Source organism: Streptococcus halitosis (genome assembly GCF_027691175.1).
GTDB classification, from domain to species: Bacteria; Bacillota; Bacilli; order Lactobacillales; family Streptococcaceae; genus Streptococcus; species Streptococcus halitosis_A.
In genome coordinates this window covers 678,953-692,354 of the sequence record NZ_JAQFBD010000001.1, presented here as the reverse complement: position 1 = coordinate 692,354, position 13,402 = coordinate 678,953, and the positions used below count along the sequence as shown (strand labels likewise).

General features: G+C 41.1%; 8 protein-coding genes. 3 read left to right on the top strand and 5 right to left on the bottom strand.

Going from position 1 to position 13,402, the window contains the following annotated elements:
- Positions 1-134: 134 nt before the first annotated feature.
- Positions 135-1,514 (bottom strand): H2O-forming NADH oxidase, encoded by a 1,380-nt coding sequence (nox, locus tag PG086_RS03315; RefSeq protein WP_000036768.1) that lies wholly within the window; start codon positions 1,512-1,514, stop codon positions 135-137.
- 307 nt (positions 1,515-1,821) lie between these two features.
- Here nox and PG086_RS03310 point away from each other — a divergent pair, with 307 nt between their 5' ends.
- From PG086_RS03310 to PG086_RS03300, 3 genes are read left to right on the top strand one after another with little or no spacing between them, the layout of a single operon-like run.
- A complete protein-coding gene (locus PG086_RS03310) occupies positions 1,822-2,751 on the top strand; it encodes an FAD:protein FMN transferase (RefSeq protein ID WP_212576351.1) in 930 nt (309 codons plus the stop codon).
- An 18-nt stretch (positions 2,752-2,769) separates the two neighbouring features.
- Positions 2,770-3,375, top strand: coding sequence for an NADPH-dependent FMN reductase (locus PG086_RS03305; protein ID WP_000915933.1), 606 nt, complete (start codon positions 2,770-2,772; stop codon positions 3,373-3,375).
- A 17-nt stretch (positions 3,376-3,392) separates the two neighbouring features.
- Entirely contained in the window at positions 3,393-4,637 is a 1,245-nt protein-coding gene (locus PG086_RS03300) for an NAD(P)H-dependent oxidoreductase (protein ID WP_000673667.1), read from the top strand.
- An 82-nt stretch (positions 4,638-4,719) separates the two neighbouring features.
- On the opposite strand, the gene PG086_RS03295 is transcribed toward PG086_RS03300, so the two are convergent.
- The 4 genes from PG086_RS03295 to PG086_RS03280 all read right to left on the bottom strand — a co-directional run bounded on the left by PG086_RS03295 (position 4,720) and on the right by PG086_RS03280 (position 13,196).
- Complete coding sequence (locus PG086_RS03295; RefSeq protein ID WP_000377481.1) at positions 4,720-4,977, bottom strand: DUF896 family protein; 258 nt, start codon at positions 4,975-4,977, stop codon at positions 4,720-4,722.
- Positions 4,978-5,021: 44 nt separating this feature from the next.
- A complete protein-coding gene (gene glyS / locus PG086_RS03290; protein WP_109289797.1) occupies positions 5,022-7,058 on the bottom strand; it encodes a glycine--tRNA ligase subunit beta in 2,037 nt (678 codons plus the stop codon).
- A 211-nt stretch (positions 7,059-7,269) separates the two neighbouring features.
- Complete coding sequence (gene glyQ, locus PG086_RS03285) at positions 7,270-8,187, bottom strand: glycine--tRNA ligase subunit alpha (RefSeq protein ID WP_109289796.1); 918 nt, start codon at positions 8,185-8,187, stop codon at positions 7,270-7,272.
- Between the two features lie 497 nt (positions 8,188-8,684).
- Complete coding sequence (locus PG086_RS03280) at positions 8,685-13,196, bottom strand: S8 family serine peptidase (protein ID WP_270747833.1); 4,512 nt, start codon at positions 13,194-13,196, stop codon at positions 8,685-8,687.
- Positions 13,197-13,402 lie beyond the last annotated feature (206 nt).

The following is a 13,402-nucleotide window of genomic DNA, read 5'->3' as shown; positions in this document are numbered from 1 at the left end:
TGTATTGGTAGCTACCATTTCATTTTAAGCCAGATTAGAATGAAGTACAAGATAGAAAAACAATAATTGTCTGGGTACAGATGGATTAAAAAAACTATCTGACCTTAACTTAAGGCCAGATAGCTCAGCTATTGTTATTTTTCAGCTGTAAGTGCAGCCATTGTGATGTAGTTGTATGGTTTGTTGAAGTGTGGCAAGAAGAATAGGTCTGTCAAAGCCAATTTATCAATTGTCACATGCTCTTGGATAGCAAGTGAGAACATGTGGATTCCCATACTAATTGCAGCATCATGTGAAACCATTTGTGCACCAAGGATTTCGCGACTGTCTTTATCAAAGACAATCTTGATGGCAACTTCGTGGTTGTCATGCTTCATAAATTCTGGTTTTTGAAGATCGTTAAAGCCAGTTTCAGTTGCATTATAGCCTGCAGCTTTGGCTTTTTCAAGAGTCAAACCAGTTGAAACCATGTGAAGACCATAGATTGAAATACCGTTTGATCCTTGCACACCGATTCCTTCCAATTCATGTCCACAAGCATTGTAAGCACCAACGATACCAGTACGTACAGCGTTAGATGCAAGAGCGATGTAGCTAGTGTCTTTACGAGCATTGTCATAAACAGTCGCACAGTCACCAACAGCGTATACACCTGGGATAGATGTTTCTTGTTTCTTATCTACAAGGAAGGCACCGTTACGGAAGAGTTCAATCTTACCGTCAGCAAGAGCTGTGTTTGGACGGAAACCAACTGCAAGAACCACCATATCCACATCAAATGTTTCTTTGTCTGTTACCAAGCGTTCAACTTTACCGTCACCTTGGATGGCTTTAACTGTTTGACCAAGCGCCAAGCGGATGTTGTGGTCTTCCAAGTTCTTCGCCATCATTTGGGTAAAGTCTTTGTCATAGTAGCCGTTCAAAACAGTGTCTACGATATCAACAAGCACCACTTCTTTTCCAAGACGTTCGAAAGCTTCAGCCAGCTCAACACCGATGTAACCACCACCAACAACGGCAATGCGCTCAAGGTGTTTGCTCTTGTCAGCAAGTTTTTCGATTACTTCTTCTGCATTTTGGTACAACTTAACAAATTGAACATTTTCAAGAGTCGCTTTGAATTCGCGGTTGCCCTTAACGATTTCTACACCTTCGATTGGAGGCAAGATTGGAGTTGAACCAGTTGCAAAGATTAATTTGTCATAAGACTCTTTGTGCTCTTTTCCTTCAACTTCTGCAGTCACAACTTTGTTATCGTAGTCAATTGAAAGAACTGGTGAGTTCATGTAAATTTTAGCACCTTTTGCTTCCAATTTTTCTTTATCAGAGTAGAAGAGACCTTCTGGGCCATCAATTTGTTTCCCGATCCAAAGCGCCATTCCACAACCAAGGAATGAAATATTTGAGTTTTGGTCAAATACTACGATTTCGTTCTCATGACCAAAGTTATCCAACATCGTATTAATACAAGCTGTACCAGCGTGGTTAGCACCAACTACAACAATTTTACTCATAGAAAAATTCCTACCTTTAATTTTTGATTTACTTTTCTAGTATATCATTTACTGTTAGCGTTTACAAGGTATTTGCTCAGAATTCTCTTTTTTTCAGAAAAAAATACACTTAATATTAACAAACATTATTTTTCTATCGTTTTCATGCTAATTTTGAGCATATTTCTTGACTTTTTGTCAAAATCCATTTGTGAAAACGCTGACTTTATGGTATGCTAGTTACATGGAAAGAAAATATAAGGGGTTTAATTTTTCTTTAACTACCTTATATTGAATGATTTCCTATGAAAAGAAAGGAGCTGGTAGCTTGTCTCTTCATTCACGTTCTGAACGGCTAATGGGAACAACTATCACGATTTCATTAGTAGATGAGCGGGCAGAAATCCTGCTTCAGGGCGCTTTTGACTTGCTCAAGGAGCTCGAATACCGCTTCAACGCCAATAGTCAAGAATCCGAACTGATGGAAATCAACTACAAGGCTGGAATCGCACCTGTTAAGGTTCATCCTGACCTATTTGAACTGATTGCTCTTGGACTAGAGCACAGCCTAGCTCCCTCTAGCCATCTAAATATCAGTATTGGTCCCTTGATTCAAACCTGGCGAATCGGATTTGCAGATGCACGACTTCCAGAGTTAAACGAAATCGAAGCTGTCTTGCCTCTAGTTGACCCGCATTTTATCAAGTTGGATCCGACTAACTCTACTGTTTTTTTAAAGAAGAAAGGAATGAAGCTTGATTTAGGTTGTTTAGCCAAGGGCTATAGTGCAGATAAGGTTGCCCAGTATTTGAAAGAACACGGTGTCACCTCTGCACTGATCAATCTCGGAGGAAATATCCTCACCATCGGGGATAACCAAGCCAAAGAAGGGAAAGCCTGGCAGATTGGGATTCAAGATCCGCGAAATCCTCGTGGCAACCATCTCCTAACCATTCCTGCTTCTAACAAATCCGTTGTCACTTCAGGTATCTATGAACGCCACCTGACAGTAGATGGAAAAGACTATCACCATATCTTTGATAGTGAGACAGGATTCCCTGTCGAAACCGATCTTGCTAGCCTAACGATTATCTCTGATAAATCCGTTGATGGTGAGATTTGGACAACCCGCCTATTTGGAGAACGTAGCGCTTCTATCCTCTGGCAAGTCGAAAGTTTAGATGGTATCGAAGCCATTCTCATCGACAAAGAGGGACGCCTTGCATGTTCTTCAGGCCTTCAAAATTGTATTATGTAAAAAGAGAAAGGAAATCTCATGCTAAAACTTATTGCCATTGTTGGAACGAACTCTAAACGTTCTACAAACCGCCAATTGCTCCAATACATGCAAAAACACTTTGCGGATAAAGCTGAAATTGAACTCGTTGAAATCAAGGATATCCCTGTTTTCAACAAACCAGCAGATAAGCAACTTCCAGCTGAAATTCTTGAGATTGCTGCTAAAATTGAAGCATCTGACGGTGTGATTATCGGTACTCCTGAGTACGACCACTCTATCCCTGCAGTTTTGATGAGCGCTCTTGCTTGGCTATCTTACGGTATCTACCCACTTTTGAACAAACCAATCATGATCACTGGTGCTTCCTATGGTACACTTGGTTCATCTCGTGCCCAATTGCAACTTCGTCAAATCTTGAATGCTCCTGAAATCAAGGCAAATGTTCTTCCAGATGAATTCTTGCTCTCACACTCTCTTCAAGCATTTAACCCAAGTGGTGACTTGGTTGACCTTGATGTCATCAAAAAATTGGATGCCATCTTTGATGACTTCCGTATCTTTGTGAAGATTACTGAAAAATTGCGCAATGCACAAGAATTGCTTCGCAAAGATGCAGAAGAATTTGACTGGGAAAATTTGTAAGATAGGAGACCGAAAGAATGAAATTTGTTGGACTTGTTGGATCAAACTACGATCAATCATATAACCGCAAACTCTTGGAATTTATCCGTCGTAATTTCAAATTCAAATTTGAATTAGAAGTTCTTGAAATTGACGAAGTTCCAATGTTTAACCAAGACGAAAAATGGGACGAAAGCTTCCAATTGCGTTTCTTGTATAACAAGATTACACGTGCTGATGGTGTCATTATCGCTACTCCTGAGCACAACCACACTATCTCAGCTTCACTCAAATCTGTACTCGAATGGCTTTCATACGAAGTTCATCCATTTGAAAACAAGCCTGTTATGATTGTGGGTGCATCATACTATGACCAAGGAACATCACGTGCCCAAGTTCACCTTCGTAAAATCCTTGACGCTCCAGGTGTTAATGCCTACACGCTTCCAGGTAATGAATTCCTTCTTGGTAAAGCTAAGGAAGCTTTTGATAACGACGGAAATATCACTAATGAAGGAACTGTTAAATTCCTTGAAACTTGCTTAGATAACTTTGTAAAATACGTAGGAGTCGTTTCAAAATTGAAAAAACCAAAACCAATTGAACCAGAAGACTTGGATTGTGGAAAACCAATCGCTACAACCATTACAGAAGTTGATCCTGACGATCCAGAATGGGTAGAAAAAGTTGCTGCAATCACTGGAGCTGTTTCTGGTGATACCTATGTCAAATTGGACCACGGTATCTTGACGGTTAACCAAATTGATATGTTCTTGAAAGCTATGCCATTTGAATTGACATACGCTGATGACAACAACCAATTCCTCTACTACAACAACGCTCACCAAGATCCAGACACCATGTTTGCCAAACGTGTACCACCTCAATCAGGTAACCGTATGTCGACTGTTCACAATTCTCTTCCACCAGCACGTATGAAGAATGTAGAGTGGGTTATCGGAACACTTCGTAACGGAAACCAAGAATACGTCCGTACGATCGTTCCAGGTTCTCCTGCAGGCGTCATCAATACTCACAACTACCAAGCGATGTACTATCCTGACGGATCATACGCTGGTATCAATGAAATTGTCTTTAACTTCCAACCATGGCTTGACTGGTACCTAAAAGAAACGGGTCAACGTTTGGTAGGTGGTAGCGGACCATTTGCTCCTGCTGCTGGAGGTCATGGAGACGCTGATGCTACTTCTGGCGCTTCTGATTCAGGTGATGCTGGAGGCCACGGTGGTGGCGCAGACGCTACTTCTGGTGCAAGCAACTAAGAAACCAAAAAGGAGCCATTTGGCTCCTTTTGTTATTACAACAGAAAAAGGGCTTGTAAATCATCTACAGCCCCCTTTCATTTTATGAGTTAGGATCATCTAAACTGCGACCGTGTAAACCTTTTTCACGTTGCACTTGGCGTAGTTTTTCTGGTGTGACGTCATTTCCCTCTTCATCAACAATCTTAATTCCTTCAATATGGTGACGAACAGCACGACGATAGCCTTCGATGTATTCCTCACGAAGTTTAGCTTGTTCTACTTTTTCAGCAGAAGTTAAGCCTTCTGTTTTTTTCTTTTTAGCGAGCTCGTTGATACGAGCGATTTTTTTTGAATCCATGTTTATCTCCTTTGTAAAAAGATACAGTTCGTTTAATAGAGAGTCTACTTGGTATTGATTTGGTTAAAGCGTGCAAGTTTAGCTGCTTTCTTGGTTAATTGCGACAAAACAGCCAATCGATTTTGACGAATATCTTGATCATCGGTCATTACCATAGTATTCTCAAAGAAAGCATCAATAACTGGACTAAGCGCAAAGAGTTGTTCTAATTGCTGACTTGCAGTCCCTGATAAAACGAGTGATTCTACTGCTTCCGCCAAGGCTTTCTCTTCTTCATTTTCAAAGAGAGCAGGATCAACTGTTTCAGATCCTTCTGCTTTCTCAGCCAAGTTGAAAGCACGTGAAAGAGATTCTACAGACGGTTTGAAGTTTTCTTCCTTGCTTGCTTCGACGAGAGCACTTGCTGCTTCCAACATATCCGCCACGACAAAGTTCGAACTTGCAAGGACCGCTTCCTTAATGTCTTTTGGAGTAGAACCCATCATCTTATCAACACGAGCCTTGATAAAGTCCATGACCTCTGCTTTATTTCCATAAGTCAAGCTGTCAAATTTCAAAGCATAAAGGCTATCAATCAACTCATCCATAGCAATGTGCCAACCAAAAGCATCCAAGATACGAACTACACCTTGCGTTGCACGACGAAGGGCATAAGGATCGTTAGAACCTGATGGAATCAAGCCTACTGAGAAGAAACTCAAAATCGTATCCAATTTGTCTGCAATGGCTAGAATGGCTCCAATCTTGCTCTCTGGGAGAGCTCCGTCCGCTGATGTAGGCATGTAGTGTTCACGAATGGCAGCCGCAACTGCTGGAGCTTCCCTAGCAAGAAGGGCATATTTCTCACCCATAATTCCTTGGAGTTCATCAAACTCACCAACCATCCCTGTCAACAAGTCAAACTTATAAATGGATGCTGCGCGGGCAAGATCAATCGTTTCATCCACTGATAAACCAGCTTTTTCCGCTAAAAGGACGGCAATCTGACCTGTACGAATCATGTGTTCACGAAGGGAACCAATCTTTTCATGGAAGGTCACCTGGTTCAATTTTTCAACAAGATCTGAAATGACCAATTTTTGGTCTTCACGCCAGAAGAATTCTCCGTCTTCCAAGCGGGCAACTAAGACTTTTTCATTACCCTTGATGACATTTTCCAAATGCTCTGCGTTTCCATTACGAACAGAAATGAAGTTTGGCAAGAGTTTACCATCCTGATCACGAACAACAAAGTAACGTTGGTGTTCCTTCATCGAAGTCACCAAGACTTCTTCTGGAACTTCAAGGTATTTGGCATCAAAACTTCCCATGAAGGCAGTTGGGTATTCAACCAAGTTCAAGACTTCGTTCAGTAAGTCAGCATCAATTTCGATACGTACACCATGTTCAGCTTCGATTGCCTTGATTTGGTCAACTATCATTTGCTCACGTTCACGAGGATCCGCGATTACAAACTGTTTACGAAGGTCTTCTTCATAGCTCAATGCTGACTGAATCTTAGTTTCTTGTCCCAAGAAACGATGACCACGACTCACACGACCGCCCTTAATATCAAGAAAATCCAAGTCAAACTCTTCTTCATCTAAAAGAACAGTCAAAGTGTGTACAGGGCGGATATATTCAAAAGTGTTGTTAGCCCAGTGCATGCTGACAGGGAAAGTCAGTGACTTCAAGACGTCTACTACACCTGGAACAATGGCTTCAACTGGTTGGCCTATTTCTTCCTTGGTGACATAGACATATTCTTCACCCTTGATTTCACGGAATTCGATATCTTCAACCGTCAAGCCTTTCCCACGGACAAATCCTTGAGCTGCTTTGGTGAAGTTTCCATCACCATCCAAGGCAATTTTCTTTGCTGGTCCCTTGAAATCTTCTGTCAAATCAGACTGTTTGTCTGCAAGACCAGTCACACGAACAGCCAAACGGCGTGGTGTTGAGAAGGTTTGAATGGCTTCAAAGGAAAGACGATTTTCTTTGAGGAAGGCTGCCATTTTTTCACCTAGTTGTTTTTCACTTGGAGTTACTACATAGGCTGGTAACTCTTCAAGACCGAGTTCTACTAATAAGTTTTTTGTCATGTTTTTTCTCCGAAAAGTATCTTTTTATTTTCCAGTTTGCCTTATGTGATTGGCACGCAAGCAACCAACTTCGTTGTTTCATTGCTAAAATTGGAGCCGAAAGTCTCCAATTTTGCCTAGTATCCTTAGCTTCACTAAGGATACCTTCATCACTGCGGCAACTGGCTCAAGGCTCACTCTGTTCGCCCATTTTCGTAAACTGTCACTCTCTTTATTCTGCGTCTTTTGCTAAGAGTTTAGCTCGTGTTGCTTCATCCAAAAGTGGGTAGCCTAGGCGTTTGCGTTCTGCGACAAAGGTTTTGGCTACGACACGGGCCAAGTTACGGATACGAGCGATATAGCCAGCGCGCTCGGTTACGGATACGGCACCACGCGCATCAAGCAGGTTAAAGGTATGTGAACATTTGAGAACATAGTCATAGGCAGGGTGAACCAAGCCTTCTTTTAATGCACGACCAGCTTCTTTTTCAAACTTATCAAAGTTTTCAAGCAACATTTCTTGGTCCGAAATTTCAAATGAATATTTTGAATGCTCGTACTCAGGCTGGATGAAAATTTCTCCATATTTTACGCCATCGGCCCACTCGATATCATAGACAGAGTCCACTTCTTGAATGTAAGAAGCCAAACGTTCCAAACCATAGGTAACTTCCGAAGTCACAGGGCCAGTTGCCAATCCACCAACTTGTTGGAAATAAGTGAACTGAGTGATTTCCATCCCATCAAGCCAAACTTCCCATCCAAGACCAGCTGAACCAGTAGAAGGGTTTTCCCAGTTGTCCTCAACGAAACGAATATCGTGTTCCAAAGGGTTGATTCCCAATTTTTCTAAAGACTCAAGGTAAAGTTCTTGGATATTTGATGGAGAAGGCTTCATGACCACTTGGAATTGGTGGTGTTGGTAGAGACGGTTAGGATTTTCTCCATAACGACCATCAGCAGGACGGCGTGATGGCTCCACATAAGCCGCATTCCATGGCTCAGGTCCGATAGCACGAAGGAAAGTGTAAGGACTCATCGTCCCCGCACCTTTTTCATTATCATAAGCCTGCATAAGCATACAACCTTGGTCATTCCAAAATTGTTGCAAAGTCAAAATAATTTCTTGAAATGTTAATTTCTTAGACATTGAATACTCCTTAATAAAAAATGATTTTTTGCGACACGAGTCTGCCTTGTCGATTATACGAGGCAAGACGAGTTAGTACTGCGTCTAGCTCAGGCACTCTAGTGCTGAGCGTGGGGCAGTCCGACTGTAAGGAGGTCTCTGCCACTGACGCAGTGGAAAGTCAATTTTTTAGACATTATTTACTCCTTTATTATAAATTTTTGTGACTTTGGATACAAAAAGAACCGTGTCTTTGCTCCTAAGTCTGTGACCTAGGGGCGTCTGAAACGCGGTTCCACCCTAATTTATTACTTCATTGTTTTTAAAAATACGACAGAAAGCGCCAGTTTCTTACCTTGTTCTACTTGGCTCCCACTACCCCAAGCTCGCTGAAGAACGCCATAAGACTTTCTTTCCTAGCTAGTATTATAGCAGATTTTCTAGCCAGTGTAAACCAAAAATGAGTCTGAAAACAAAGTTCCAGACTCATTTAATAGTAAAGCTTCAGAAAGTCCTGTTTAAGGATGTCTTTTCGCTTTTGGTTTTTTGCCATGTAGATTTCTCTTGGCTTGTTTCAAGGCTGTAATGGCATCTTTGACATCTTCTTGGCTCGCTCCTGGATCTTTAAGGAGTTCCTGTGCCTCTTTAAAAGTTAGAAGATAAGCTGCTTTTTCTTTCTTGTCTGCATAGATAAATCTCGCGTTCTTTTCTTGGAAAAGACGTTCATCCTTGACCAGTTTCTTTAGACTAGAGAAGTCTGTGGCCTTGCCATTTAGTTTACTTTTAGCTGTAGCTAGGGCAATAAGAGATTGGTCAATTTGATCTTGTTTGACTTTAGGGTCCACAGCGAGTAAAGCAATTTCTTGGAAGGCACGATCATAAGCACGACGTACTTTTTCCTTGGCATTAGCATATCGTCCAGTTTTAGTCGTTGCATAGTAAGCTTTCATAGCTTCTTTCAAGGCTGTAACGTTCGAATCTTTTCCATCCAAAGCTTTACCAGCAGCCTCAATACTAGCGAGAACGCCATCAATCAATTCTTGCTTCAACTTGCTTGATAAGGCTGACTGCGCCACTTGGAAAGCTTGGTCATAAGCTTTTCTCTTATCTGCACTACTATTAAAGTAACGAGACGTTTCTACCAGTTCTTTTTGTTGATTTACCGCAGCAATTAAGGCCAACTTAGACACAACAGATAGACGCAAAGCATTATTTCGACCTGGCTGAACGAGCAAGGAAACGAGATCTTCAAGGAGTTCATATCCAGTTGGCAAGGTGACTTGTACAGTATAACGACCTGTAGCAACTTTCTTACCAAAGGCGTATTGACCGTATTTTTCAGCAGGAAGAGTGATACTTGTCCCATCTTCTCCTTTCAAAACTACTGTAGTCGTCTTTGGAACTGCTCGATTGAAGGAAACAGACACAGGTGCATATTCTAGGAGATTTGCTAGGAAGGTAATGGTTTGGAAACTATTTTCTTCCGTCAAGTCAAACTCTTGGGATAAGGCACTGATAAATTTCAATTCTGTTCGGTCATAACTGAAAATTTCTGCTGTATAATGACCAAACTGTAAGAAATGAATCGCTTTTGTCTTGTCAACATCAACATATTGCCCCTTGCTATTTTTGATTCGATAGACGTAGAGGGTATCAATATCTTGTTTTGTTTTTGCATTCTTCAAGGCAATTTTCACTCGACCACTATTTTGATCGCGCACAAGTTCAGCAAGTGAGATATAGTCTACATTTCCTGCATAGTCCTCAACAAGATAGTAAATATTAGCCTTGTCAACATCCTTAGGAAGTGTATAACTACCGTCAGCATTGGCCTTAATCAGATGGGTGTTCTCAAGCGCACGAGTTCCAGACTGGTCTTTCCCAGTTAGAACCATGGTCCCTTTCTGGTCAAATGGTGTGAGGTAGAAGACTTTTTCTGAAAGGATACCGCCTTGACCCACATCTTTGGGTTTGCGAGCTACGAATTCTTGGTTTCCATCTTTAAAACGAATATATCCACTTGTGATGACAGGTTTTTGAGTATCAATTTGAATTTTGAAGGTCGTGTGTTGTTCTTTAGCTCCTGGAACGTCTGGTGTATAACTGATAACATAGTCATATAAACCATCCGCAACAGTATTGCCATCAAAATCCTGGCCTCTCCAAGCAGTATTATCTAGAATATAACTCTTCAGATTTCTACTGTCACCATCAAAGTAATTCTTACGAAGATCCTTTGCATCGCCCTCCCAAATAGGATGTTCATGCTTGGTATCCGTAGCCGCATAAACTGTAGCACGAAGATTTACAAGATTTCTCAAAGCAACCGTTTTGTATTCAACTAGGTCTTTGTTTCCATCATCATTTGGAGAAATAGCAATACGGACATTCCCTTTTTCGTCCAACTGAAGAACATGCTTACCTTCAGCATTTTGTTCGATTCCAAGAACGGTAATTCGTCGTCCTTGGCGTTGACCTTGAGAAACTAGAAGGTCATTTTGCAAGGTTGCGAGATAGGTGGCATCATTAGAGTAGTTAACGGCAGGATTTTCCTTGTCTACCTCTGTGTAAAATCCATTTTTCCCTTCTCGAACAAGGTTGTAAATTGGTTTTTCGACAGCGGGAAGATTTTGGAATTCACCTCGGAAGCCCATAAATGCAAGACTAACAATATCCCCATCATCTGCTGGATCTACAAAGCGAACAAAACCTTCTAGGAAATAGCCATTTGGCATTTGTTTGCTGAGTTCAGCAGCAAATTTTCGAGCATCCACTTTAACAGTGACTGTTTGACTGCTGTGGGATTTGACCGTCACTTCTGGCCAGACTGTCTCTGTTAATTTTCGAGGTCGAAGGGTAAATTTCCCATCTTGGACATCGTCTGTATTGGTATTCACCACCATCTTGAGAGTACGGTCAGTATCTGATATATTGTGTACAGTGACCTTAAAAGTAAATTGATCTCCAACATTTCCTAAAGTCACACTTGGATAGCCATTTTCACCCGTTACATAGAGGTCTGTTGACACTGCAGCAGCAGTATCCACAATCCCAGAACCTTGCTGACGAGGAGAGGTATAAGTGCCTGTATCCTTATTAACATGTGGTTTTGCAGTTGACATGATCAAGGCCTTGACAGTCTCTGATACTTGCTCAGGAGTCAATTCTGGATGGTGTTTTTGAAGGTATTCCTTAACCAGAACGGCAACACCCGTAACGTGAGGAGCCGCCATACTGGTGCCACTAATACTTCCATAGGTATTGTCATTAAAGGATGAGTAGATATTGCCACCAGGAGCTGTTACGTCTGGTTTCAATTGTCCATCAGTAGTCACCCCCCAACTTGAAAAGTCAGATAGCTGATTGGCTACATCGGAAGGGCGATTATCCATCTTACCATTAAAAACAATCTTATAGTTTCCTGATTTTAAGGCTTCACCATACTGTTTAGAAATAAATACAGAAGGAATTTTCTTTGCTTCATCATCAATAGACATATTGATGTTTGCGCCTTCTACATTATTGTAGATCAAGGCACCAACTGCACCGTGTTTTCGTGCATTTTTGATCTTCTCTGAAAAGTTCATGACTCCACGCTGAATGAGGGCCAGTTTCCCAGTTAAATCCAACTTAGCAAAGTCTTCTTCACGACCTAAGCCTGCTTCGACATATTCATACTCTTTTCCTTTTTCAAAGTCCTTATCTGCCTCAGGTTGATTATAATCAAATTTTCCGTTATGAAGGCCGGCATTTCCCTCTAGACCTTTGACTTCAAAAACCGCTGTTGTCAATGTTTTGTTGTTGACAGAAGCAACTGAAATCGAATCCTCAACAGTGGATGGATTTCCAACCAAGCCATAGTCTGGGTTTTCGGCTAGCGGTTTTGAATAACCATTTCCGAATGTATTGCTATTTCCTGCTGAGATAAGAACAGAAACTCCCTTGGCACGAGCCCGTTTGATAGCATCCACAATATCAGAACCAGCATCTACCATAGAACCAGTGCTAGATCCCAAACTCATATTAATGGCATCTGCTCCCAAGGCAACTGCGTCATCAATCGCCTTTACATAAAGGGCCGAACTTGTCGTTTTTTGGCGATCTGAAAAGACACGCATAAACATGACTTGGGCTTCTGGTGCAACACCATAGACCTTTTCACCATTCGGTGCTTCTTTATCAGGGTTTCCAGCAGCAATCCCTGTTACGTGCATTCCATGAGAAGTTCTTTCTGCTTCTTTAATCTTATCTGTTCCGTCAAAGTAGTCATAGGCATAGACAACCTTATCACTATACCATTTACCGTAGTCGATCCCAGCAGCCTTTTTAGCTGCTTCGATGGCTTCCTTGTTTTTAAATTTTGCTTTTGACGGATCCGAAATTCGAAGAACCTCATGATTCAAATCAAGCCCAGAGTCAATTATGGCAACAACGGTCCCTGTCCCCTTGTAACCAGCCTTCCAAGTTTTCGGCACTGTGATGATATCATTGCTTGAAAGACTATTGGGTTTTGCAGACTCAGCTTTTTCTTGTTCTTTTTCAGTACTTGCTGTTTGTCCAGTAGTTTTAGGAACTGTCGTTGCTTGAGCCTCTTTTTTCTCTATGGTAGAGACCTTCTCAGTGGCAGACGCGATACTCGTATTGACTGTTGTTTCTTTTTGGACGACACCTTGATTTCCTTCATTTGCAACTGCGCTATCTTTTCCTGATTCTTGAGATTCGACAGTTTTATCAACTGGGGCTTCTACCCTAGCATCTTGTTTACTAGCATCCTCTTTAGAAGTTTCAACTTCCTGTTTCTCTCCAGCTACTGGAGCTATCACATTAGTATTGGTTTGGTCAGTTGAAGAGCTTGAGTGTTTATCGTCTTTTAGCTCTGTCTTGATTTCCTGAGTTTGAGCTTGATTTTCACCTGTACTCTGCTCATTGGCATTAACTTGACTTGCTCCAAAAAACAATGCAGTTCCCAATAAAACTGAAGCAAGACCAAATTTGTATTTCCGTAATGAAAAACGTTGTCGTCTATCCATAAATAATCTCCTTTTTCTTTAAAGTATACCTATTATAACGCAAATAATCAAAAATTTTCATAAAAATCTGAATTGTCACAAAAATGTAATATTTGCGTATGTAATGTTCTTATTTAGTTTTATCGTTCGTGTTATTTGTTCTATCAAAGCAACATTTTCTAAACTTGTTCATTTATTTCAATTTATAAAACTATTTTATTATACAA

Coding starts and splice junctions, on each gene's coding strand:
- glyQ (WP_109289796.1), bottom strand. CDS start 8,187: ATGTCTAAGAAATTAACATTTCAAGAAATTATTTTGACTTTGCAACAA.
- PG086_RS03300 (WP_000673667.1), top strand. CDS start 3,393: ATGAAATTTGTTGGACTTGTTGGATCAAACTACGATCAATCATATAAC.
- PG086_RS03305 (WP_000915933.1), top strand. CDS start 2,770: ATGCTAAAACTTATTGCCATTGTTGGAACGAACTCTAAACGTTCTACA.
- glyS (WP_109289797.1), bottom strand. CDS start 7,058: ATGACAAAAAACTTATTAGTAGAACTCGGTCTTGAAGAGTTACCAGCC.
- PG086_RS03295 (WP_000377481.1), bottom strand. CDS start 4,977: ATGGATTCAAAAAAAATCGCTCGTATCAACGAGCTCGCTAAAAAGAAA.
- nox (WP_000036768.1), bottom strand. CDS start 1,514: ATGAGTAAAATTGTTGTAGTTGGTGCTAACCACGCTGGTACAGCTTGT.
- PG086_RS03280 (WP_270747833.1), bottom strand. CDS start 13,196: ATGGATAGACGACAACGTTTTTCATTACGGAAATACAAATTTGGTCTT.